Origin of the sequence: Bacteroides sp. OM05-12 (assembly GCF_003438995.1) — a bacterium.
Taxonomy (GTDB): Bacteria; Bacteroidota; Bacteroidia; order Bacteroidales; family Bacteroidaceae; genus Bacteroides.
This window is the reverse complement of record NZ_QSUN01000004.1, coordinates 31,587-57,755: the sequence shown is the minus strand read 5'-3', so window position 1 is coordinate 57,755 and position 26,169 is coordinate 31,587. Positions and strand designations below refer to the sequence as shown.

The following is a 26,169-nucleotide window of genomic DNA, read 5'->3' as shown; positions in this document are numbered from 1 at the left end:
TATAAAACTCTTTTGTCGGAATCGGTCTGTTAAGCCTCTATTTATATAGTATTTTATACCCCCTACGAAATTTTTGTCGCGGGGCTCATTATCAACGCTTTATCTTTAAAAAAGCCTCAAATGAGAAAACTTGTGACATTAATCTCCCTTATGAACGTTGAAAATTTGTCGCGCTTTTTGCATGGCTCATAAAAACACGCTACGTCTTTACCTATGACGCACTACGTCTTCTTGTCGAATGCCCTACGTCTTTCGGGAACTTCGTCAGGGAGAATTCGGTTAGACATTAGGAGAAAAATTATAATATAAGCTTAGACGATTCTTAAAGTCCCTTGAGAAGACTATCTGGTGAGCCTTTAAAAAAGAGGATATTCCAAAGTACCTTAGTTCCTCCACTTGAATGGAGAACCCGAATACTTTGACATATCCTCACTATTAAAGGCTTATTAGATAGCTCTTATTTTATCTATAATTTTTTCAGGCCGTTTAATTGTTCTTTATCTTTGGCTTCCATAATGCTAATTGCATAACCACCTCCCGGAGCTGCTTTTAACTTCAGGACAGTTTTAGGAGAAACAATGCCTTGATAAATTGTATAGGCTTGTGGATTTGTCTTATAATTCGCATCATTAGCGTCGGCATATACAGTGGCAATATATTTCTTGTCGGAATCCAAGAAGTCTAACTTTAAAGTTGAGTTATGGCCATGCTCACTGCTGGTGCAACCGATGAACCAATTATTTGTGCCTTTTGCTTTGCGGGCAGCAGTTATATAACGTCCCGGTTCGGCTTCAAGATATTTACTGTCATCCCAATCCACAGCTACGTCTTTAATAAATTGAAAGGCGTCCATGAACCGTTCATAATTCTCCGGAATATCCGCAGCCATTTGCAACGGACTATACATGGTTACGTAAAGTGCTAACTGGCGGGCTAATGTTGAATTTACGTGCGAATGGCTATTAGGGTTCAGTTTATTTATTTCCATTTCAAAGATTCCCGGAGTATAATCCATCGGGCCACCTTGTAGACGGGTGAAAGGGAGGATTGTTGTGTGAAAAGGTTTGCTGCCTACGAAAGCCTCGTATTCATTTCCGCGTGCAGCCTCATTTCCAATTAAATTAGGGTAAGTCCGGCAAAGTCCTGTAGGACGTACTGCTTCATGTGCATTGACCATAATTTTATGCTTGGCTGCCTCTGTTACCGCATATAAATAGTGGTTGTTCAACCATTGACCGTAATTATGTTCACCTCTTGGAATCATATTGCCCACATAACCGCTCTTTACTGCATTGTAACCATATTTATTCATCAAGTTATAAGCCTCTTCCATGTGACGCTCATAGTTACGGATAGAAGCGGATGTTTCGTGGTGCATCATCAAACGTACACCTTTTGAATGTGCATAATCATTTAGCATTTTAATGTCAAAATCAGGATAGGGAGTTACGAAGTCGAATACATAATCTTTTGACTTATCAAACCAATCTTCCCAACCGATGTTCCAACCTTCGACTAATACTTGGTCGAAACCATGTTTTGCCGCAAAGTCGATATATCTTTTTACATTCTCATTGTTGGCAGGATGAAGTCCGTTAGGTTTCATTTTGGTATAATCTGTCTCTCCTAACTTCACGGAAGGCAAATCAAAAGTATATGCCCATGGTTTCCCACCTGCAATCATTTCCCACCATACACCGACATATTTCACCGGTTTAATCCATGATGTATCGGTATATTTGCAAGGTTCGTTCAGATTCAGTATCAAGTTGGATGCTAATATTTCCCGTGCATCATCACTAACCATGATTGTGCGCCAGGGAGTCTTACATGGCGATTGCATATAGGCTTTGTTTCCTATGGCATCCGGGGTCAGCCAGGATTCAAAAATAAGATTCTTGTCATCCAGGTTTAAATGCATACAAGAATAATCCACTAAAGCTGCTTCATGAAAGTTGATATACAGGCCTTCTGCTGTTTTCATTTGCAAAGAAGTCTGTACGCCTGTCGGAGAGAAAGAAGTCTGAGCAGTATTCTTCGTGATTGCTCCTTTCATTAATCTTCGTATTTCCGACAGTTTAGATTCCGTATAATCATATTCTTGTGTGTCATAATCGCCCGGAATCCACCATGCTGTATGATCATCCGTCATGGCAAATTGAGAATGTTCTTCTTTGACGACGAAATAGACCAGATTCTGTTGTTGAGGAAACTCGTATCGAAAGCCGATACCTTCATTATACACACGAAAACGCAAATTCATAAAACGATCCGAGGACGGTTGTTTCAACTCTACCAATAGTTCATTATAATGATTTCTTATGTTCTTGACCTCTCCCCATACCGGCTGCCAAGTCTCATCAAAGCTTGATGTTTCCGAACTTAATAATTCAAAACCATCCATCATTGGAGCTGCATCTACCAACTCTATTCCCAGATGGCTGTCCTTAATTACTTGTGTATTTTTATATATTAAATTGTAAGTGGGAACTCCGTTGGTTACTTCAAATACCAGTTTGATATTTGTGTCGGGAGATTCGACTGTGACCGCGTTTGCGCACATGGTACATATCATAAATAGGAACCATAAATGTTTTTTCATATCTTCTAAATTATTTGTTTATTATACAGATAACGCGGAGCTTATGTTAACTAAGTCCGCGTTGTCTTTGTAATTTATGTCAAAAATATTTTTACTTTTGACGCTTCCCTTTTATGATTGTCTTCTATTCTACCAGGATTTTATAAGGTTTTCCATTTACAGACAGAATGTAAAGTCCTTTAGTTACGGCTTGTGTATAATCTGTAGTATCTGTTGTATCTAACAATAATCCGGAGATTGTATATAAACGAATAGAAGTTACTTGATCAAATATAGCATGGATAGTACCATTCTCAACTGTTATTTTAACTTCTGCATCTACTTGATTGATACCGTTTGGCTTTGCTCTGTTTACAACGATGGTATAAGTTTGAGTAGATTCGTCTTGTGCGGTAACTACTACCTTCAATGTGTTTTCACCGGTGGTCAGTACATGATCTCCTGCCCCTGTTACAGATGCATTGGCATCATTCGTTGTAGCAGTCACACCTATTATTGTGATATTATTTTCCACATCTACGGTATATTCTAATACTTCAGGGCTGAATGCCGGAGTGAGAGTTCCTTGAGTGACACTTAATGCACTTAAAGTAGCATCACTGCTTTTTGCTCTGTTTACAACTATAGTATAAGTTTGGACTGTTCCGTCTTGTGCGGTAACAGTAATCTCCAATGTGTTGTCACCGGCTTCAAGCGCATGTTCTCCTGTTCCTGTTACGGATGCATTGGTGTCGTTAACGGTTGCGGTTACGCTTATCGTTGTAACATCGTTTGCTACGTCTACGGTATATTCCAGTACTTCAGGGCTGAATGCCGGAGTGAGAGTTCCTTCGGTAACGCTTAATTCACTTAAAGTAGCGTCATTGTTTTTAGCCCTGTTGACTGTTATATTATATGTTTCGGAAACGTTATCTACACCTTGAGGACGCACGGTGATGGCGAAATTATTCGTTCCGAAATCTAAAGCCTGCTCTCCGGTATGGCCGGATATTTCCATATTAGACGCTGCGGTAGCAGTGAACGTGATGGCTGCAATATCTCTTTCTACATTTACGGTATAATCCAGTACGTTTGAGGCAAACTCTGGTGTTAATGTACCTTTGGATACTTCTAAGGTATTAAGGATAAGTCCGTTGTATGAGGAGAATGAAACGGTGTATTTCTCTCCGTTATTATCATCGATAATTGTATTTCCAAGAGCGTTTGCTTCGTACCAGAACTTTAATGTATATTCACCATCGGCCAATCCTTCTGATAAATTCAAAGCATCACTTTCCCACGTCGCAACTGTTTGTTCATCTTGTGCCGTTGTTTTTAGTGGAACTTTAACTTCTGTACCGTTTGTCTCTCCGGTAGGAATAATCTCATAATATAGATTGGCTTCCACATCTTCTACTTTGAAAGGGCTGGTTGTTGCACTGGCTCCATTAATTTTTGCGGCAAAATGGAGAGGGTTGTTGGCCGTGAATGTTCCGATATTTGTTACTGTTGTCGGTGCAGATATGGCTTCTTCATTTCCGATTTGTATTTGAGGATTCGTCACATTGTCTAGTATCTTGGTTATTGAATAGGAGATAGTAGTAAAATCAATCTTGAAAACATGATTTCCTCTTGAATATACAGCATATTTACCGGCTTTTCCATCCGGGTTAAAGATATGATTATTTGCTGCTATTTCTATCTTTCCGCTACCATCGATATAGATGGGGGCACTTGTCGTTGTTTCTCCTATGGCCGCCGGTAGGGTGACATTGCCGGCACTGTTGTTTTGAATGCTAATGGTAGGAGCTTGCGCATCACAATACGATCTTATTTTATCGTCGGCATTAATGACTGCGTAGAATGTTACTTCTGTACCGTCTTCTTCAATCTTGAATGATTGCGATTTGTCTGCGGCATTGGGATTGTTTTTATCTACTTGGTCGCCATAATTGTCCTGATATACCACAACAAACCAATGTTCATTATTCCATCCTTCATTCGGACTTTCAGGATTGTATTCTTCACCAAGCGAACCTTTCCATTTATTGGTTTTGAAATAAGCATTTAACTTTATGGTACATTTGTATAGATTATCTGTACCGTCAACTTTAGACATCTCGTATCTGGGGTCGACACTGGCTACATCGATACTACCTCCCCAGTCGGTAGTGGTGTTCTGTGTAGTTGTAAAAACAGGTTTTACGACTAGTGTTTTTGAGTCATTTTCCATACTCTTTCCCAGTAATGATGCGGTAGCAAAAACTGCTGCGCAAAGCATAGTAACAATTCTCTTCATAATATTATTAATAATGGTTTATATGGTAGCAAAGAAAGGTTTTTCAGTATAGAACGGATATAAGATTATTGTTTATTTATACCAGAATATTATATTCAATCATATACTTCTACTTTTAACGATGGTATTGTTGGTACCTGCTATTCAGCATACGGTCCTTTGTTTGCAAACGATAGGAGTTTGTGAACAAAGGACCGTACGTTTGTTTTTAATCGACCGTATGTTTGGCTTCAATCGTCCTTATGCTTTGTAAAGCGTCAAGGTGTTTCTGATAATAGTTGTTCTGAGGGCATATAAAATGAAAGATATTAATATTTATTCCCTATAAATATCGGGGGAGGAATGAGGCTTGGCTTATTGAAAAAAATATCCCGGAACGTAACAATTCCGGGATATGCATTCATAAGTTATAATTAACCTTTATCTATTTATAATTTGATGATATGCTTGCTTACGGTTTCTCCATTAGCTAATTTTATAGAAACGATGTATGAACCGGCTTGTAATGCAGACAGATTAATCTGATTTTCTCCTGCCATGTTGTAACTACCGGTTAACAAACCGCTTACATTGTAGATATTTACTGATTCAACCATTTCTTTTGAATTAATGGTTATATAGTCTGTTACAGTAGTAGGATAAACGTTTGTTTCAACGTTTGCTTTTGCAGAATTAATACCTGTAACACCCGGCTCGCCTTTATAAGCAAAAATGTTTGATACATAGATATTAGGAGCATATTGTTTTGAAAGTTCTTCATATTCGCCGTCTCTACTACCTAATCTGAAACCATTGATGACATAGTTCTTATTTTCTACAGGCCAGTCAAAACTCTTAATAGGAAAATCCATCGAGTTCCATTCGTTTGCTTTTAGATCGAAGATGTCACTATAGCCATCTCCCATTTCCGGGAAATTCCATGTAACGGATATAACAAATTTGCAATCTTGGTCTACCCAAAAATCGAAATGGAGGTAGTCGTAGTCAGTAACATTGGCATTACCATCAATAGAAAAAGCAGACCATTCCAGATTAATCATGTGTAGAACCGCATCTTTGTTTATATAATCATCCACAAAGTTTTCTTCTTTAAGTCCCCAATTAGTACGTAGTTGTAGTTTGTTCTCAGCAGCCGGTGCATAAGTTTTTCCATAAAATGCAATAACGTCTGTTTCCGGATAACCGGGAGTTGGTGCGGCTACGGTTGGCTCCTGTGCATTTGCAAATTGTGAACAGCATAACAAGGCTGTAACGGCGATTAAGTTAGTAATTTTTTTCATAATGTTGTAATTTTAATGTTAATGAAATTGATTGTTTTGTTATAGGCAAAGTAATAGAAAAGAAATCCCTTCGGCTATAACAATATTGTTATTTTCTATAAGAATATTGTTTTAATTGTGTATTTTCCCCGTTTTCTTGTGACCTTTATCTATCTTTATTGTATTCTTATATAAATATGAAATATTCTTCTATGAAACTAGACTGAAAAGAGGTTATTTTGTGAATAACATAAAAGTGGTTATAAACAGTTAATAAAGAAAGGAGGCTATTCTAAGAGTAAAACTGAGGTTAAGAGAATGTGATATTTGTGATGTGATTATAATATTCACGAATTAAATAAGTTAATGATTTACTTTAAAAATCTAATACTAATATTGTATGATTACTAAAAGCGAAAATATAATAAAAAGAAGGATCGCCGGTATTTTATTTGTATTATGTGTTGCAGGGTCTACGTTGTGGGCACAGTCGCGCATTATAAAAGGTGAAGTACTTGATCCGAATAAAGAACCTCTCATTGGAGTAGGGGTTGTGATAAAAAATACTACAATAGGGACAATAACCGATGTCGACGGAAAATATTCTATTCAGGTTCCTGATAATAATGCAGTTCTTTCCTTTTCTTATATCGGTTATAAAACAAAAGAAATTAAGGTTGGAAGTCAAAGGGTGATAAATGTTTCTCTTGAGGAAGAATCTATTTTGATGGATCAAGTAGTGGTTGTGGGATATGGTAGCCAGAAGAAAGTGAATTTGACCGGTTCCGTAGCTGCGATCTCTGTCGATGAGGCCCTTGCCGGACGTTCGGTTGCAAATGTTTCTTCTGCTTTACAAGGATTGATGCCGGGATTGTCAGTAAATCAAAGTTCCGGTATGGCGGGAAATAACTCCGCAAAATTGCTGATTCGCGGATTGGGTACTATTAATAATGCCGATCCGTTGATTGTAGTGGATGATATGCCGGATGCCGATATTAACCGATTAAATATGAATGATATAGAAAGTATCACCGTGTTGAAAGATGCTACAGCTTCTTCAGTGTACGGTTCTCGTGCAGCAAATGGTGTAATACTTGTCAAAACTAAATCCGGTAAAGGTTTGGAGAAAACACAGATTTCTTTTTCCGGCTCTTATGGCTGGGAAAAGCCTACCAATACTTATGATTTCATATCTAACTATCCAATGGCTCTGACTTTACAGCAGATTTCTTCTTCTACCAATCCCGGTAAAAATGGAGAAAACCAGAATTTTAAGGATGGAACAATTGACCAGTGGCTTGCACTGGGAATGATTGATGAAAAGCGTTATCCGAATACAGATTGGTGGGATTATATTATGCGTACCGGTTCTATTCAGAATTATAATGTTTCGGCAACCGGTGGAAGTGATAAATCAAACTTCTATGCATCTGTGGGGTATATGAAACAAAAGGGATTACAGATTAATAATGATTATGATCGTTATAATGCCCGTTTCAATTTTGACTATAAAGTGATGAAGAATGTGAATACCGGATTCCGTTTTGATGGAAACTGGAGTAATTTTCAATATGCTCTGGACAATGGTTTTACAAGTGATTCTAACTTAGATATGCAAAGTGCTATTGCAGGTATTTATCCTTATGACCCTGTTTTGGATGTTTATGGTGGTGTGATGGCGTATGGTGAAGACCCGCAGGCATTTAATCCATTGAGTTTCTTCACTAATCAGTTGAAGAAGAAAGACAGGCAAGAACTGAATGCTTCTTTTTATCTGGATTGGGAACCCGTGAAAGGATTGGTTGCACGCGTAGATTATGGTTTGAAGTATTATAATCAGTTTTATAAAGAAGCGGAAATACCTAATCGTTCTTATAATTTCCAAACGGATTCGTATGGAATCAGAGAATATGTGACAGATAATGCCGGAGTTACAGATCAGACTACTACCGGTTATAAGACATTGCTGAATGCACGCTTGAATTATCATACGGTATTTGCCAAACATCATGATCTTAATGCGATGTTTGTATATAGTGAAGAGTATTGGCATGACCGCTATCAAATGTCATACCGGCAGGACCGAATTCATCCTTCTTTATCTGAGATAGATGCGGCATTATCCGGAACACAATCTACTTCCGGTAATTCCTCTGCCGAAGGGCTTCGTTCTTATATCGGGCGTATTAATTATTCTGCTTATGACAGATATTTACTTGAACTAAACTTTCGTGTGGATGGTTCCTCTAAATTCCAACCCGGACATCAGTATGGTTTCTTCCCATCGGCGGCTTTAGGATGGAGATTTAGCGAGGAGCCTTTCATCAAACCTTATGTGGGGAAATGGCTGGCAAGTGGAAAACTTCGTGGCTCTTATGGTAAATTGGGTAATAATAGTGGTATTGGCAGATATCAGCAACAAGAAGTGCTTTATCAGAATAATTATATGCTGGATGGCTCTATTGCAAAAGGTTTTGTCTATTCTAAGATGCTGAATCCGGACTTAACATGGGAATCTACAGGAGTATTTAACTTAGGATTGGATTTGATGTTTTTTGACGGTAAATTATCTACGGAGTTTGATTATTATGACCGTTTAACTACCGGTATGTTGCAGAAATCGCAAATGTCTATCTTGCTGACCGGAGCTTATGAAGCACCTATGGCGAATTTGGGAACACTGCGTAACAGAGGCTTTGAAGCTAATTTGACATGGAGAGATAATGTTGCCGATTTTACTTACTCAGTTAATTTTAATATATCTTACAACCGTACTAACCTGGAGAAGTGGGGCGAATTTCTGGATAAAGGGTATGTTTATATAGATATGCCTTATCACTTTGTGTATAGTCAGCCGGATCGTGGATTGGCGCAGACTTGGAGTGATTCATACAACGCAACTCCGCAGGGAGTGGCTCCGGGAGATATAATTCGTTTGGATACAAATGGTGACGGACGTATTGATGGGAATGATAAAATTGCTGATACCAACTTCCAGCGGGATATGCCGACTACAAACTTTGCGTTGAATCTACAGATGGCATGGAAAGGATTTGATTTATCCTTATTGTTCCAGGGATCTGCGGGACGAAAAGACTTCTGGAATAATAAATATACGGAGGTGATTTTGCCGGATAAACGTTATGCTTCCAATTGGGATCAGTGGAACAAACCTTGGTCATGGGAAAATAGAAATGGGGAATGGCCTCGTTTGGGAGGCTTGGTTACGAATAAAACGGAATCTGACTTTTGGTTGGAGAATATGACTTATGTGAGAATGAAGAACCTTATGCTGGGGTATACATTCCCAAAGAAATGGACTAGAAAATGTTTTATCGAGAATCTTCGAATCTACGGAACTGCAGAAAATCTGTTTACTATTACCGGTTATAAAGGACTTGATCCTGAGAAAGCAGCTAGTTCGCAGGATTTGTATCCTATAACTAAATCCTATTCCGTAGGTATTAATCTTAGTTTTTAAACGGATGAAAAACAGAAATTATGAAACGAATGAATATTAAATATATAGGTTTGATTGCCGGGATGATAATGACACTTAGTTCCTGCGCTGATTTGTTAAATCAAGAACCTACGGTAGATCTTCCGTCTTCTAATTATTGGAAAACAGAATCCGATGCCGAATCGGCATTAAATGGATTGGTATCTGACATACGCTGGCTTTTTAATCGAGATTATTATCTGGATGGAATGGGAGAGTTTGTCAGAGTAAGAGGTAATTCTTTTTTGGACAGTAAAGGACGTGACGGACGTGCTTATAGAGGTCTTTGGGAAATAAGTCCGATAGGTTATGGCGGTGGATGGTCTGAAATGTATAGATATTGTTATGGTGGTATCAATCGTGCAAACTATGTGATTGATAATGTCGAAAGAATGATAGCTAATACAAGTAATGAAAAAGTAGTCAAGAATCTGGAATCTATCATCGGAGAATGTAAATTGATGAGAGCCTTGGTTTATTTTAGGCTGATAACGATGTGGGGTGATGTTCCTTATATTGATTGGAGGGTTTATGATAATTCGGAAGTTGATAAATTATCACGTACTCCTCTTGTTGAAGTAAAGAATCATATATTGGATGATTTGCAGTATGCATTTGATAAATTACCGGAAAAGGCTTCTGTACGAGGTCGTTTCTCCCAACCGGCAGCATTGGCGTTGCGTGGAAAGGTAGAGCTTTATTGGGCATGTTGGAACCATTTTGGATGGCCGGAGTTAGATACATTTACTCCGAATGAAGAAGAAGCAAAAAAAGCTTATAAAGCAGCGGCCGAAGATTTCAGGAAAGTTATAGATGACTATGGTTTGACTTTATTCAGAAATGGTGAACCGGGAGAATGTGATGAATTAGGCAAAGCCGATAAATTACCTAATTATTATTATTTGTTTTTACCTACGGCAAATGGTGATGGAGAATTTGTATTGGCATTTAACCATGGTGGTACTAATACCGGACAGGGTGATCAGTTGATGAGAGATTTAGCCGGAAGAAGTATTGAAAATTCACAATGTTGGGTATCACCTCGTTTTGAAATTGCAGATCGATATCAATCTACGGTAACCGGAGAATATTGTGCAGCATTGGTGAAGTTGAATCCTGCTTCAGTACCGGATGCCCGTACTCAACCTAATTCGGCGGTAAATCCGGAAAGTTACAAGAATAGAGATTATCGCATGAAAGCCTCTATCATGTGGGATTATGAGGTTTGTCAGGGATTAATGTCCAAGAAAGTAACGGGATGGGTACCTTATATTTATAAGATGTGGGGAAGTGAAGTTACTATTAATGGTGAAACTTATATGTCTTATAATACAGATGGTACTAATACCGGATATGTATTCCGTAAGTTTGTGAGGAATTATCCGGGTGAAGAAAGAGCTGACGGAGATTTTAACTGGCCTGTAATACGTCTTGCTGATGTATACTTGATGTATGCGGAGGCTGATAATGCCATAAACGGTCCTCAACCTTATGCTATCAATTTAGTGAATAAAATTCGCCATAGAGGTAATCTTCCTCCTTTGGTCTCTAATAAAACGGCAACTTCAGAGGCTTTCTTTGAGGCTATTAAGCAGGAAAGGATTGTAGAGTTGTTAGGAGAGGGGCAACGCGTATTTGATACACGGAGATGGAGAGAAATTGAAAAAGTATGGTGTGAACCTAGTGGCAAAGGTGTGAAGATGTATGATACTTACGGAGCACAAGTTGCTGAATATTATGTCAATCAGAATAGTCTGGCTTATGAACGCTGTTATATATTCCAGATTCCGGAATCCGAACGTAACCGCAATCCGAATTTGACTCAGAATAAACCATATAGATAATAATTTTATAATAGATGAATATGAAAACATATTGCAGAAACATATTATTTATTCTTTTGATAGCACTGTCATGGAGTGGGTGTACGGAGAATCCTGTTGATGAAGACGGTTTGTTGATTACCGGAAGAGAGGAGTGCTATGTGAGTAATTTTGATTTACTTGGGACAGACCGCTTATCCGTAAGGATTGGTAATGCGGAAATCGATGATGAAGATTGTACAATTAAAGTTGTAGTGGCGTATGGAACAGACTTGAGAAACCTGTATCCGCAATTTTCTTTGGTGACAGATGCTAAATTGGAACCTAAAATTACAGGTATAACTGATTTCTCGGATTTAGATAATCCAAAGAAGTATACCGTTGTTTCCGGGAATCGGAAGGTTCGTAAGACATATACAGTGTTTGTTTCTGTACAACCTTTAAAATAAAGTCCTAATTATAAACAATGAATAATGATGAAAAGATATAATAAAACTATTAGTTTCATTCTTTTATTGTGTTTGTCTTTTTCTTTCTTTGCTTGTGAAGATGATAAAGATGATACATTGTTAAAGAATAATTGTCTTAAAAGGACATTGGGACCGAATGTGGTAGGTGAAAATATTTATTTTGCTTATGCTATGGCTTTACCCTATCATACCGGCAAGATTCTGTCTGCACAAGTGGAAGCCAGTATAAAAGGGGCAGAAGGAACTTATTTGGAAAATAATTCTTATTACACTAATGCTGAAGGAGTGGATGTTCCTGTGCTGGTAGGCAATCCGTGTACCACAAAAGATAAGCTGACGCAAGTTGAATTTTGCGTGGATACTTGTGCCGCCACATTAAGGTATTATTACAAGATTCCGGAAGAGGCTCGTGGACAATCTGTCTCTTTTACTTTTTCGGCAAAAGCAGATAACGGAGAAACTGTTTCTATGGTAATGGGGCCTTATAAGATTGCTAAGATGGAAATGGTACGTAATCTTAAGTTTGATGATGATGATTGTTATATTTCCATTGAAGATATGGCCATTTATAATGAAGCGGAGGCGGCTGCTATTCCTGATAAAATAGATCTTATATATACATGGCAGCGCGTAAGCACTTATGGACATTCTTTTGCTGCTCCGGCTGCGGATTCCCAATGGCTTCCGGATATAAACTTACCTGCAGGAGTGAATCGAGATGCTAAAATACGTAGAGAGTTTGGTATGATAGATTCGCATCTGACAGATGAACCGAACAATGGTACATATATTGATGATATTGATTTTGAAACAATCGATTTATCTAATATGCCTGACTATATTGTCAATATGAAAGATAAAGGAGGTATGTGGATTGAAACACAGGACGGTAAATATCGTGCTTTTATCTATTTGAATAGCTTATTGACAATCCCGGGAGGAACTTTAAGTATGAAACGCTATACGATGAAATAATTGTCGGGGGTTAAAATTGAAATCGTGAGTGGTCTAAAAAAGAGCACTCACGATTTTTATTATAATATGCAGATGGGACTATTTATTTTACCCATACATTAATAATCTCTCCAATATACATTTTGTGTAGAGGTTTACCGTTCCATTCATTTTTTAGTTTTTCATCGTTGAATGCTTCCGGAGTGAAGGATTGAGATAACATTTTCCTACATTCGATAATCATCCACGCTTCTCCGAAAGATTTACTTCCCATAGGTGTTGTGATTGGAGTAAGGCCGGAACCTTTAACTTTATCTTCATCTTTTCCGGAATGGCTACCGCAATATTTTAATGCATCCCGATAAGTTTCCGTATAAAAACTTAAAGTATAAGTATCACCTTTTTCCATTAATTGATAAGTATAGCGGGATGGATTGATAAAACAGAACGCAACGGGCTTTCCGTATAAATGTCCTAATCCTCCCCAACTTGCTGTCATCATGTTAAAGCCATTTCCATTGTTAGCGGTAATCAACATCCAATCTTCGGATAAAAGTTTGATGATATTACCCGGTATTTTATCCGGAGCTATTTGTTTATAGCCGGGCATAGAGCTTTCGTTGGATGCAGTTATGGTGGTTTCTTTTGCCGAGATGACAGGTTTTACTGTTTGTTGTTGAGGTAAGGAAGCACTTTCTGTATTACTTCCAAGTATCTTGCTTACATTATTTTCAAGTTCTTCTACAAGATCTATAGTCTTTATGCGGAATTTCTTAACGCCATACGATAATTTAGTCTTATCTTTATTCAATGCATATTCGTCTGTAATCCACTCTTCTGCAGGAAGTTTTTCATTGTCTTCCCGGTAGATATAGCTTATATTGGATATTTCCATCGTGCATTTATAAGGAAAGATAAAGAAAGCAACACGATAATTCGTTTTTGCACGGTCTAATGATAATGCTTTGTCAGCAAATACTAGATATTCGGAACCTTGACAAACAATCTGTCCTTTTTCCAAATTAGAATAGAGTACTCGTCCCCAATTTTGTTTTTCTTCTGTTTTGAAACGGTTTTGTGCCCATTTGAGTAAAGTATCGTATATCTGTTGTTGTGACATCTGCACATTCTCAAATGTATACGTGAATGTTACTTTACCATCGACGACAGGTACTGCTCCCGCTAAATATTTACTTTCATCTTGAGCTGATAGAAAACTTGAAGTAAATAATAATAGTAGAAATAAATATTTTTTCATTGCTGTTATTTTATATGGTTATAATCTTAATCGTATATGTGCCCATATTGCATCTAATTTGAAAGAGAAACTACTACTCATTTCTACAGCCGCACTGAAACCACAATTGTCACATACTCCAAATCGTGAACCGGGACAGGAAGGATACCATGTTCCGTCAGCTGTAACGTAATTTGTCATCCAGCATTGCCGTTTGAATTTATTTCTTTTCATAAGCTTCAATCCGGACCTTGAATTAGCAATAGGATAACCTTCTTTTTTCATTTTTAAGATCATGTCTATCACTTCTTTGCGCTTATCTGTATCTAACATAAATTCTTCAGTTCCTTGGTAAGGAGTATGAAAATTCAGTGATATAGATTGAAAATACGGACTTTCTCTTACATACAATATCGTATCATGAACATTTTTATAGTTCAAATTGTTGATAGTCATAGTTGCGTAAAGCTTATGATGACCGGACTTGGCTACATTCTCTTCGAGACGTTCAAACGTCCCTTCTCCGTGAATTGCATCGTGGCAATCTCCGATACCATCAAGCTCTACCCAGATAAGGTTTGCCTCATTATCATGAAATGGTTTTTGGGCATTAGTTGTCACTGTGACGAAGTAGAAACCAATTCGTCTAGCCAATAGGCATAGGTCATTGATCGTTTCTTCTCCGTCCCGCCATATCATTGGCTCCCCTCCTTTTATGTCAATAAAACGGGAACCCAGCATATAGCAGTATTCCAGCTCTTCACGTATTTGTCTGTAGGTTTTTACGTGTGGATTACTTGAGTTGCGTATGTTACAGTGTTTACATTTTAAGTTGCATTGATCCGAAATGAAAATCACTGATTGCAACGGTCGTCTCCATCCTAAGAATTTAGCTTTGAAAAACCATCCAGCAATGTATAGGACCTTGTTCATAAAGATATCGTCTGTCGTTATTAATACCATTGCAAAGGTAATTCTTTTTAGCACTAATTGTATATTATGCCAAAGAAAAAGAATGAGTTACCTGAACTTATGGGTTGATATGGAAACAAAGTGTCAGAAATAAGTATTTTCCGGATATTTATTATTTCAGGGATTAATCATGAATTCTGATGACTTTTTATTCCTTCATTATGTTTTGAAATTAGCTATGTATTTTAATATTTATAATTATTTATCGTGTTAAAGAAAACTTGAGTGCTACACCGAAGTCAGAACTTGTCACCGGATATGAAGCTGATGATACAAGCGGCATGCTCTTTTCCCGATCATAGTATAAACGTATTGTCAGTAATCGGGAGAAGGTATAGTCCGCAGAACAAGAAAGCTTAAGCGCTTTATTTCCGCTGGTAGCTTGTGTCGTAGCAGCTTGTATGTCGCGACATAGTGCGGATTGGTTTCTTAATGAGAAATCTGCACGTATGTTTAAATCGTTGCTGACAGGATTTTGCTGATTATTCTTGCCCCCTTTGTTATTTCCTCTTCCTTTGTTTCCACCACCTCCTCCACTGAATAGTTTAAGGTCTGCAATTTTGTATCCTAATCCAATGACGAAGTCTTTCGACCCGCTTTCTACAAGTTGGTTTGCAGCCATACTTAAGTTTAATACGCGTGTTTTCTTGTATTCTACTTTGGCTGTAATATTATTGTTAAATGTCATATCTACTCCAATAAGCGGAGAGAATTGTTCATTGATGGAAACCGAACTAATATCATAGATACTTGACGGTATATGACTTCCGTTGGTAACATCCTCTATAAAACCAATATCACCCATATAACTCAAGAAACTTTGATAAGTGTTATATGAACCTACTGAGTAGAGGCTACGATAACCATGGTTGATATTAAAGCTCTTGAAATAGCGTTTAAAGAAATCCAGTTTGCTTAATCCACTATAAGTAATTTTCCAGTTAGGCATCATTGAGAACAATTTAGGGAAGAAATCCAAAGATGAGCTATTGGAATTACGTCCTGTATATGCCGCAAGAAATGCCGGTATCATAACGTCCGGTGAATATTTGTTTATAGGTGTTTTGCTAGCATCAAATTTATTATTTGTACTTGGATAATAAGCTCCGCTATACTGAGCCTCGACACGTTTTTGGATAACGTCGAGGTTGTTTAGGAATTTATCAAATGTTTTAGAATGATAACCATTACCTGCATTACTTTTCCCGAATGCACTTCCTATTGTGATTACCGTCATGTTGAAATTACCACTTTGACTTTCAATGCCGTCAAACTGATATTGAATACTCCTTGATTTGTTGACAGTACGACTGGCATTTAAATCGATTTTAAAATCCTTAAATGGTTCTAAAGTCACACGTATCTGTAAATCTTCTAATGCATTACTTGTTGCCGGATCTACGATAGAATCATTATCTATAAGCCAATTGTTCCGCTTTGCTTTGGCAATATAGCTGTCACCTTGCATACCAAATGCAAAATCCAGTCCCGGAGCAAATACTCCTCCTTGTTTCGTTTGCCCTAGCATATCGCCTATTTCGGGTATAAATCCCGGTAAAGTCATGGCATAGGTGTTACGGTACGTAATACTAACGTTACGGACCATCATCGCAAAACGTGTAGCATATTGCGCCATTTTGTACCAAGTCTTTTCATCCGGCTTCTCTCCGGGTATAACTGTTACTTTAATTTTTATAGAGTCCCGGTTATTGATGATTATCTGATTGGCATCTTTTACCTTATATTTTAAAATATAACGTTTCCCTGCTTGCGTAAGTGCCGTTACTTTTAGGCGTTTAGTGTTGAGCTTATGTGATAGCGCTATGGTTGTATCTTGTTTAAGCTGAATCTCTTTCTCGAATTTCTTAACTTTCTCTTTTTTATCTTTTTGGTTTTTGTTATTATTATTTCTACTACTGCTGGATCTACTGCTTGAAGCAAATTTTTTATTTGTAGCTTTCAAGAACGGTACTTTATTGTAAAGCATTTCCAAATTAAAACGTCCGTTTATGTCAAATGAACGTTGATTGGCAATTGTATTTCCCATTGTTGCTCCATCTTCCAATTCTACTCCTCTGTCCCAGTTATAAGAAGAAGAGAACTTGGCGTCGGATGTAATCCAATCAAATATAGGTAATTTGTTTAATGGAACTTGATAGCTGGCATTAAATGTCTGTTGATAATCTAACGGACGTCCGAAAGAAAGCAGACTGTGTTTAATAGAGTCTTTCCATGCAGCGTATTCATCCGGATATAAGTCTTTGTTTACTACACCGTATGGCTCTTCTATTCTTGCGTGTGTGGCGGATGTGAAATTTAGTTTCAATGCTTTTGTTAAATCCCAACGCAACGCGAATTCACGATTCCAAAGGAATTCTTTGGAGGTAGAGATTGGAATTTCATTCTCACCGCCGTAGGTATTTTCAAGGTCACGCATTTGAAGTTCATAATAGTGGCGTGACATATCCGTATTGAATGATATATTCTGTGGTAAATAGTTAATACCAAACTCTTTAAAAATACGCATCCATTTTGATTTACTCTTTATTTTCTTGAACGGTTCCCATGCCGGTACTGCCGGAGAATAGGCATATCCGAAGTTTCCTCTCCAATCGTTTTCCAATTCCCATGCTGTGGTATTTCCTTGATTACGGTGTTTGGTAAAAGAATATCCAAGAGTAAAGTTTGCCGGATCGTAAGGCATCGGATTTTTGCTGGAAATATCCACTCGCACATTACTTATACTGAAATTTTTGTATATGGAAACTTCTTGTGCTATATTCTTTAAAGAGTCTTTTTGATGTTGGGTAGAAAGTGTCTTTAATGCATCTTTCAACAAAATATCCTGATCCAACGGATTGTATTTAGGACTTGTCAACTCCTTAGAATAAGAGAAGTAAATCGGTGCACTTACTTTTGCTTTGGCCGGGAAGAATTTACCCAATTCAAAACTTGTCGTAAAGTTATACTGATAATAATCATCCAGTCTCCGTTCGCTGACGCTTTGCTCTAATCCACCGAAGCCGGCAGTTTCTACATGACCTCCTACATTTATCGTACCTAAGTCCGATAATTGTACGTTTAGGTTTCCTTGTGCTGCCCATCCACCTTCTTCGTTGAAATCCGTAAGACGTAACTCATTTACCCATATTTCTGCCGATTGGGTGGAGCGTGAGTTATTGCGTACACCTATCATAATGGTTTTAACTTCAGCTAAACTCGGGTTACCGATAATACTTACCTTATTTGCCGGTTTGTCCGGATCATAAGAACTGTAAACTTTACTGTAACTGACGTCTGAAGCACCGGAGTTCTTTTCCGTATTTCGCTCCTTTTTAATATCGGTCAGTACAGAGAAAGGAATATCCAACATATTTTCCTGTGGCCATACAGCCAGACATCCGGCTGAGGTATATCCGTCATACTTACCTTCCGGAGTTAGTTTCAATGGGATTTCGTATTCGTAATAGTTGTTCTTATAGTCTGAACCTAAACGAATGAACATAGATACTTGGTCGTCTTCCAAGTTCATATCACCGATTAATTTTTCAGCATGGACAAACATCTTCAGTCTCTTGTACTGACGCATATCCATTCCTGCATTTTTATATACGGCACGCGCATCACCCGGAGCCAAGTTGGTTACTTTTAGACTCATAGCCTGTTCGTTTTCCTGACGGAGCTGTGGCTGACTAGGATCTATTACCCGTGATATACCCGGAGGCAACACATAATTGACCGGCTCTTTTTCATTATTTTCTTCAATATTCACGGAAGAAACATCGAGTGTACCGCTTGATGTAGACGAGGTAGACAATGCTTGCTCGTAGGTACGCCATTCACCGCGTACCAATTCCATTGTTGCAAAACGCAGAATAATAGGTTGAGTAAAGTCGGTAAGATACATACGCATGAAACGTATGGACTTGAAATCTTTTATACCGTTGACTGATTTTCCTGATTTTACAGGTATTTTGAACTGATACCATTTTACTACGGGTCTTTCTCCGTTACGGAGTTTTACCGCAGCCTCTCTGATATTAGTAATATTATTGGAGCCGACTTGCATCGTAGAAGGGTCCAGCTCTATAGTATATTCATAATATTTCTCCGTCTCATTCATGGTGTTGTCTTGGTTGATATCTTCAATATCAGGACCAATTTTGGGAGCCATATCGTCCGTAGCCATTGAATTGCCTTCTGTTCCGTTATAATATTTATAGCGATCGAGTATGGAGGCCTGTCTTTCGTCCATACTTGCTCCGCGATAGTGACGATAGTTGTCACCGGCGGGGTCTTCTTGAAATTTAGAAAATACTTCAGGTGAAACCTTACCTTGTATAGCGTCCAGATAGTTCTTATAAGTCGGATAGTTTTTTTCATCCTCAGATGATAATCCGTTTAGACCTAAATCTTGTTTATCGATATTGGAATTATCAAAGGCATATACAATACTTCTATCTTTCGGAACGCGTCCCCATACGGTTGAATAAACTTTTGTCGTATCACCATCTATCGGAAGTCCGTTTTCATAGAATTTCTTACCGTCTTTCAGTACATCTTCCGATACTTCTCCAAGATTGATGACAAATTTACCTCCTCGTTTTCTTGTGTCTTCTGATTCATAGATAAACGGGTCCAGCATCCAGAATTCAATGTATTCGATATTTGCCGTTTCAAAGTCACTGGTATCTAGTCTTCTCATCATACCTCCCCATCTTTTCTCCGGATTGGTTAATTTACCGTCGGGAGTAAGGTCCGTATCCAGATTGTATGGTCCTCTTTCTTCCGGATAGTAGGCCAGGTTAAGTATGGATAGAGTAGATGAAGAACCATAAGTTTGTTCTTTATTAGGGAATAATTCACTTTGATAAACTTCACGTACATAGTGATTGGATAACTGCTCGATATCATTTTTAATATGGCTTGGAGTCAAGCTGTTATTTTTCCTTGTAAAAAGTGGATCGATCGTATACCAACTTAGCAAGGCTCTGTTGTAACCATAAGAGATATCATTTGTTTTTTTATATTCACTAAATGTAGAAGGGGTACTTGCCAACATCCAGTAAGAAGGTGAGCGAACGTCGATACCTGTTTTGGTTGACTCAAAGTCATCAATGTAAGATGCATTATCCTGAATCCCTTTCGCATGTCCCGGTATCAGCTGTGCAAATTCCGCATTGAAGCTGATGTTTGACGGTTGGGTCACATTGATGAAAGGAATCTTATCAATCATGTTTGTGAGCCATTGGGACTCTTGTTTCCATGCAGTATTCAATCCCCATAAAGTATTGGAAATCGGTTCGTCTCCCATTGATACTTTACTGGTCAATGGCTTTTCGCTTAAGTGCATGACGGTACCGCCTATCTGGAAGTTCTTGGTAAAATCATACATGAAATTCATGCCGACCATCGTCTTTCGTTGCATACTGTAATTGGTATTACTTTCCAAGTTTACACTGATGGCTGTTCCTGCATCGATAATACTTTGATTCAATATGGTGACAACACCCATTGTATAGTCAACACTATAATCTGAATTTTCGATTAGTGTCTGTCCTCCTGCCGTCACGTGCACTGATCCTGCAGGAATATTCATTGCTCCCAGTTGGATTTCGGAACCGGATGATGCCCTGTATTTACCTTTTAATTTAAATTTATTCTTCTCGGCAATCTGTTTTGCTGTGGTCTTTGTAGAATCATAAAGCTCCTGGAACACATATTTATCTGCTATGGCATCATCACCAATGGAGTCTCGTAAGTGTTTACCGAACGGTTCAACAACCGGGAAGAAGATTCTACCGTTTTGTGCTATGATTGTATATCCTTCCACAAAATCGAAGAATCCGTTTGGCTGACGCTGGTTGTTATTATCCAGACGGTCAAGGTTCATAACACTTAGTAATGGCCTTTTTTTAATTTTTCCTTCCGGTATATAATTGAGATAAACTCCGGCGGTATCGCTTTGGTATAGAATGTCCAAGCGGAATTTATCGCTCTGTACCTGATAGGCATTTAATGAATAAACGTTTTTCATCATTAAATCCCAACTGGTAGAAGCCGGAGAGTTGGATGTATTCTTTAGTAGTTTTAAGAATAAGGCTTTCTTTGTATCCGGAATATCTGCTGCAAATTCGCCGACTTGATACCGTTTTCCTCCTTTAGTATATTCAAAGGCAACGGCTAATACTTCGTCAGGCTGTAATGTTTGTTTGAGTGAGATATATCCGAGTTTTTGATTTAATGTGTATTCGGAACTGCTTAACAGACGTGCACTTTCTATTTTTTCATAATCCATACTTGCTTCCAAATGAGCATTGTCGAGTATATTCATTGTCTTTTCAATGTCGCGGATATCCTCGTATTGCTTACTGTTAAGCAGTTCATATAAACTATTGGCACTGTTAGACGGGTATTTTTCTACTCCTTTTGCTGACCATGGTCGATCGGGAGTAATATGTTCGAATTCTGCGAGATCAGTAAACCCGATAATATTTCTTGGATTATCATAATTACCTTTTTTATTGGTGATCCACACCTCTATACGTCCGATGGTGATTCCGGACATAATATTAGGTAGCTGCGTCATATTCCTGTCATACGTATCACGAAAATAGTGTGCAAGGAAGAAATGACGGTTTTCATCGTAATTGTCTACGGTAATTTCAAAATCTGTAGTTTGTGCTCCTCCTTTGGAGGTTACGGTTTTGGATTCGGATTCTTGTTGAGATATTACTGTTTGTAACTTGAGCTTTCCGAATTGCAAGTCGGCGCGAATACCGAATAGAGACGATGCACCGCGTATAAGCGAGCTGTTGGTAGGCATACTTACGTTTCCGGCTTCCAATAGCTTGATTATCTCGTCCTCTTTACCTTCATATTTTAATTTAATCTTCTTGGTATCAAAGTCAAAAGTGGCATCGGTGTTGTAGTTCATATTCATGTTTACTTTGTCACCTACTTTACCGTTCACATTGATATTGATTTTTTCATCGAAGTCGAAACCAAATGATTTTCTTGCCCGTTCGGGTACGGCCGGATTATCGCGTTTCTCCAGTCTGCCGCCGAAGCTCAGTTCCGCACTTCCTTGTGTCTTGATTTGCACACCACCCGGTCCGAATATTTTTTCAGCCGGACCGATGTCGAACTTCATGTCTGCAAAGTTGAATTTGTCTTTTCCGTCTCCTGTTGTAAATGCTTCTGCGGTTTTGGAACGATAGAACTCTTCCAACGACTTTTTCATACTCCATTCAGCGTATTCTTCCGGTGTAAGGTGCAGAGGGACATTCACATAATCTTCTCCCGCTTTAGTACCTATAATATACTTGTTTGCTTTCTCGTCATACGTAACTTCTGTTTTCAGGTTATCCGGGCTTTTAAGGTCGGCAGTTGGTTGCTTCATGTCCTCCAATGTCTCCACCGCTGTCTTTCGAACAGAATAACGAGGCTTAATCGTATCTTCTTCCGCTTTGTCGGCAGGAACGGAGAGTTCTTTACTCATTGGTGATAATGAGTTTGAACCGATAGATGCGATAGCGTGGAAACTGCAAACTGTCAGTAGGATATAAAGTATTTTTCTGAGCGAACGTTTCATCAATTCATTGGGAAGTTAAAGTCTTTTCAAAGCTAATTTAATGACTTGTTCCACCGGTAATGCGGGTTGTTCTTTCAAAATGGCGACTACCACTTTCTGTGATGCTCCTGCGTTGAATCCCAACATCGTAAGTGCAGCAACTGCTTCATCCTGCACTTCAGTATCTTGCGATAGGAATGCTGTATTCTCTGTTATTTCGTTTGTTTTTATTTTATCTTTTAAGTCCACAATAACCCGTTGGGCTGTTTTCAGTCCGATACCTTTTACCGTCTTTAATAAATCGGCATTCCCGGAACTGATTACATTGCATAGTTCACTTGGGGAGAGTGCGGAAAGAATCATCCGTGCCGTATTTCCACCTATGCCGGAAACAGATATCAGTAATAAAAATAATTCCCGTTCCCTTTTGTCTGCGAAACCATATAAGATATAAGCATCTTCACGGATAGCTTCGTAAATGTATAATTTGCAACTGCTAAGGTTTTGTATGGCTGCGTATGTGTTAAGTGAAATATTGATCCCATAACCCATGCCGTTACAGTCTATTACTGCCATTGCGGGGGTTATTTCAGCTATATTTCCTTTTATATATTCTATCATGGACGTCTGTTCTTAATTGTTGATTTGCATCATAAATGCCTGCAAAAATACATATAATTGTTTTAAAAACTAAAGTCTGCCTTTTAGAAACGTATGCATATAGGTGTTTATTGTTTTAAAGTACGAATAGAAACGTTATTTTTTCAAATATATTTCCAGAGGGTGTATGGAACATTCATGCAAAATGTTTATTTTTGTCTCCAGTTTAAAGAAATATGTAACTAATAAAGGAAATAGAAGATGAAAAAGATTAGAGCTGCCATTGTAGGATATGGTAATATCGGTCGATATGTGTTGGAAGCACTGGAAGCTGCACCTGATTTTGAAGTGGCAGGAGTGGTTCGTCGTAACGGAGCAGAGAATCAACCGGCGGAATTGAATGATTATGCGGTAGTTAAAGATATAAAAGAGTTGAAAGATGTTGAGGTCGCTATTCTTTCTACTCCGACACGAAGTGTAGAGAAATATGCAAAGGAAATACTGGCCCAAGGCATTCGTACGGTAGACAGTTTTGATATTCATACCGGTATCGTAGACCTTCGTCGTGAGCTGGATGCCGTAGCAAAAGCACATAATTCTGCTGCTATTATTTCTGCAGGATGGGATCCGGGAAGTGATTCGGTGGTTCGTGCACTTCTTCAGGCGATTGCCCCTAAAGGTATCAGTTATACAAACTTCGGTCCGGGTATGAGCATGGGGCACACGGTTGCCGTAAAGGCGATAGAGGGGGTGAAAGCAGCTCTTTCCATGACTATTCCTACGGGAACGGGTATTCATCGCCGTATGGTTTACATTGAATTGAAAGACGGATATAAGTTTGAGGAGGTGGCTGCTGCCATCAAGTCTGACGCATACTTTGTACATGATGAAACGCATGTGATTCAAGTGCCTTGTGTGGATGATCTTCTTGATATGGGACATGGCGTCAACCTTACTCGTAAAGGTGTATCCGGAAAGACTCAAAATCAGCTGTTCGAATTTAATATGAAGATAAATAATCCGGCATTAACCGGACAGGTACTTGTTTGTGTGGCACGTGCGGTCATGAAACAACAGCCGGGATGTTATACCATGATTGAAATTCCGGTGATTGATTTGCTTTACGGTGACAAAGAAGAACTGATCAAGCATTTGGTATAGTTCTTGAAATAAGTTCTATCTTATATTTACCCCTATATATTTATATATATAAATATATAGGGGTAATTTAGATAAGAAACTGCATTTTTTGTTTTTTGAATATCTTTTCCTTTACTTCGTTTTTCGCAGGAAATCCATTCGTTTCACCATGCCTGAACGATAGGTTGTCCATGCTGAAACGCAAGGTTGAGCGTGGTGAAACGATTCGATATTACATACCTATACTCTTTCTTGCCAATATCATTTCCATAAATCCCCTTAATGACAAATAAATGATAAAAGCCATCCATAAAGCATGATTCCCCATGAAGCCGTGAAATGAATAATAGATGATAAAGAAGCAACCGGAGGCAACTATCATTGAGTAGAGCATCTGACGGGTGGCCGTTGCTCCGATGAAAATACCATCCCATAGGAATGCGGAGAATCCTGCAAGAGGGATGGCAAGCACCCAATAGAAATACTGTTCTGCCGCATGGATTACTTCTGCGTCATTGGTCAGTAGCTCCAGGAAGTATTTTCCTGCGATACTATATAATAAGGTGAAGACAAATGATAATCCGGTACCCCAACGGAATAGTAAGCGGATAAAGCGGTGAAGTGATTTACCGTCTTGTGCTCCGATGTAACGTCCGGTGAGGGCTTCGCCTGCGTATGCAAATCCATCCATGATGTAGGAGAACAAAGTAAAAAGTTGCATGAGCAGGGTGTTGACTGCTAATATGACGTCTCCTTGCTTTGCGCCACTGGAAGTAAAAAATACGGTGACAGTTACGAGGCATAGCGTACGAAAGAAGATGTCGCTGTTCACCATGAAGAACCGTTTCATGGCTTTCTTTTGCAGAACTTCCTTCCAACGTATGCGCCTGCGTAGTTTCCGGTAAGCGTGCATCCATAGTATGATAGCCATCAACAGTCCGCCATATTGTGCGATGAGTGTACCGAGTGCTACGCCTTCTACCTTCATATTTAGCAGGAATACAAAACTAAGACTAGCTATGATATTGATAATGTTTTGGGCGATTGCGATAAACATGGGGAAACGAGAGTTCTGCATTCCGATGAACCATCCGGCGAAACCATAAAGTCCCAATACAGCAGGTACTCCCCATATACAAATATTGAAATATACGGTGGCAAGTTGCTCTACTTCGGCAGTACTGTCCAGCAAAGTAAAAGCAAATAATCGGATCGGGTATTGCAGTAATAAGAGGCAGAGAGCGATAAATAATCCGACGCTGACTGACCGGAAAAGGATACGGGCCATCTCATCAAAGTCACGCTTGCCGTATGCCTGTGCCGTCATGCCGCTTGTACCCATCCGAAGAAATCCGAATATCCAGTAAATCATATTAAAAAGCATTCCTCCTACGGCTATGGCTCCGATATAAGCTGCCGCTCCCAGATGTCCTACAATGGCAACATCAATCAATCCCAATAAAGGGACTGTGATATTGGATATTATGGAGGGTATTGCCAGTTGCAGAATCTTCTTATTCATAAGATAATTTTCGGCAAAAATAGCAAATATCTTGCGGATTATACTTCCGTATAGCTATAAATGGTGAGGGAGGAGGGAAAGAATACCATGATTAGGGGATTGTCCGGGTAGATAATCAACCCTATCTTTGTAACGTTGAAGAAATTCAATGTTAGTCATATATATATTACGTAGCCACATGAAGTGATAGGTATAATCCCAACGAAGTGATTTCGTTGGGATTATTATTTTGAAAAGATT

At 38.6% G+C, this 26,169-nt stretch carries 13 protein-coding genes; 5 read left to right on the top strand and 8 right to left on the bottom strand.

The features are described 5' to 3' along the window. Window positions 1-466: 466 nt before the first annotated feature. The 3 genes from DXB63_RS05020 to DXB63_RS05010 all read right to left on the bottom strand — a co-directional run bounded on the left by DXB63_RS05020 (window position 467) and on the right by DXB63_RS05010 (window position 6,160). A complete protein-coding gene (locus DXB63_RS05020) occupies window positions 467-2,575 on the bottom strand; it encodes a glycoside hydrolase family 97 protein (protein WP_233522804.1) in 2,109 nt (702 codons plus the stop codon). A gap of 151 nt (window positions 2,576-2,726) precedes the next feature. Continuing rightward, window positions 2,727-4,880, bottom strand: coding sequence for a cadherin-like beta sandwich domain-containing protein (locus tag DXB63_RS05015; RefSeq protein WP_122125308.1), 2,154 nt, complete (start codon window positions 4,878-4,880; stop codon window positions 2,727-2,729). A gap of 428 nt (window positions 4,881-5,308) precedes the next feature. Further along, on the bottom strand, window positions 5,309-6,160 hold the full coding sequence (locus tag DXB63_RS05010; protein ID WP_122125307.1) for a T9SS type A sorting domain-containing protein: 852 nt from the start codon (window positions 6,158-6,160) through the stop codon (window positions 5,309-5,311). 379 nt (window positions 6,161-6,539) lie between these two features. Here DXB63_RS05010 and DXB63_RS05005 point away from each other — a divergent pair, with 379 nt between their 5' ends. From DXB63_RS05005 to DXB63_RS04990, 4 genes are read left to right on the top strand one after another with little or no spacing between them, the layout of a single operon-like run. Next, window positions 6,540-9,620: a TonB-dependent receptor gene (locus DXB63_RS05005; RefSeq protein WP_122125306.1), complete on the top strand. Its 3,081-nt coding sequence runs from the start codon at window positions 6,540-6,542 to the stop codon at window positions 9,618-9,620. 20 nt (window positions 9,621-9,640) lie between these two features. Further along, window positions 9,641-11,482 carry a RagB/SusD family nutrient uptake outer membrane protein gene (locus DXB63_RS05000; protein WP_122125305.1) on the top strand — a complete coding sequence of 614 codons (1,842 nt, stop codon included), beginning with the start codon at window positions 9,641-9,643 and terminating at the stop codon, window positions 11,480-11,482. 20 nt (window positions 11,483-11,502) lie between these two features. After that, a complete protein-coding gene (locus DXB63_RS04995) occupies window positions 11,503-11,910 on the top strand; it encodes a hypothetical protein (protein WP_122125494.1) in 408 nt (135 codons plus the stop codon). A 24-nt stretch (window positions 11,911-11,934) separates the two neighbouring features. Beyond that, complete coding sequence (locus DXB63_RS04990) at window positions 11,935-12,906, top strand: DUF4466 family protein (RefSeq protein WP_122125304.1); 972 nt, start codon at window positions 11,935-11,937, stop codon at window positions 12,904-12,906. 82 nt (window positions 12,907-12,988) lie between these two features. Here the strand turns inward: DXB63_RS04990 and DXB63_RS04985 are convergent, their stop codons facing one another. From DXB63_RS04985 to ruvA, 4 genes are all read right to left on the bottom strand, one after another. Beyond that, entirely contained in the window at window positions 12,989-14,143 is a 1,155-nt protein-coding gene (locus DXB63_RS04985) for a DUF4468 domain-containing protein (RefSeq protein WP_122125303.1), read from the bottom strand. Window positions 14,144-14,161: 18 nt separating this feature from the next. Next, a complete protein-coding gene (locus DXB63_RS04980; RefSeq protein ID WP_233522793.1) occupies window positions 14,162-15,085 on the bottom strand; it encodes a radical SAM protein in 924 nt (307 codons plus the stop codon). A 211-nt stretch (window positions 15,086-15,296) separates the two neighbouring features. Then, window positions 15,297-22,688 (bottom strand): cell surface protein SprA, encoded by a 7,392-nt coding sequence (sprA, locus tag DXB63_RS04975; protein WP_122125301.1) that lies wholly within the window; start codon window positions 22,686-22,688, stop codon window positions 15,297-15,299. Between the two features lie 15 nt (window positions 22,689-22,703). Beyond that, window positions 22,704-23,288, bottom strand: coding sequence for a Holliday junction branch migration protein RuvA (gene ruvA / locus DXB63_RS04970; RefSeq protein ID WP_122125300.1), 585 nt, complete (start codon window positions 23,286-23,288; stop codon window positions 22,704-22,706). Window positions 23,289-23,528: 240 nt separating this feature from the next. On the opposite strand from ruvA, the gene DXB63_RS04965 reads away from it, so the two are divergent. Further along, window positions 23,529-24,428, top strand: a complete 900-nt coding sequence (locus DXB63_RS04965) for a diaminopimelate dehydrogenase (RefSeq protein WP_122125299.1) — start codon at window positions 23,529-23,531, stop codon at window positions 24,426-24,428. A gap of 211 nt (window positions 24,429-24,639) precedes the next feature. Here DXB63_RS04965 and DXB63_RS04960 read toward each other — a convergent pair whose 3' ends face one another. Beyond that, window positions 24,640-25,929, bottom strand: coding sequence for an MATE family efflux transporter (locus tag DXB63_RS04960; protein WP_122125298.1), 1,290 nt, complete (start codon window positions 25,927-25,929; stop codon window positions 24,640-24,642). Window positions 25,930-26,169: the final 240 nt, after the last annotated feature.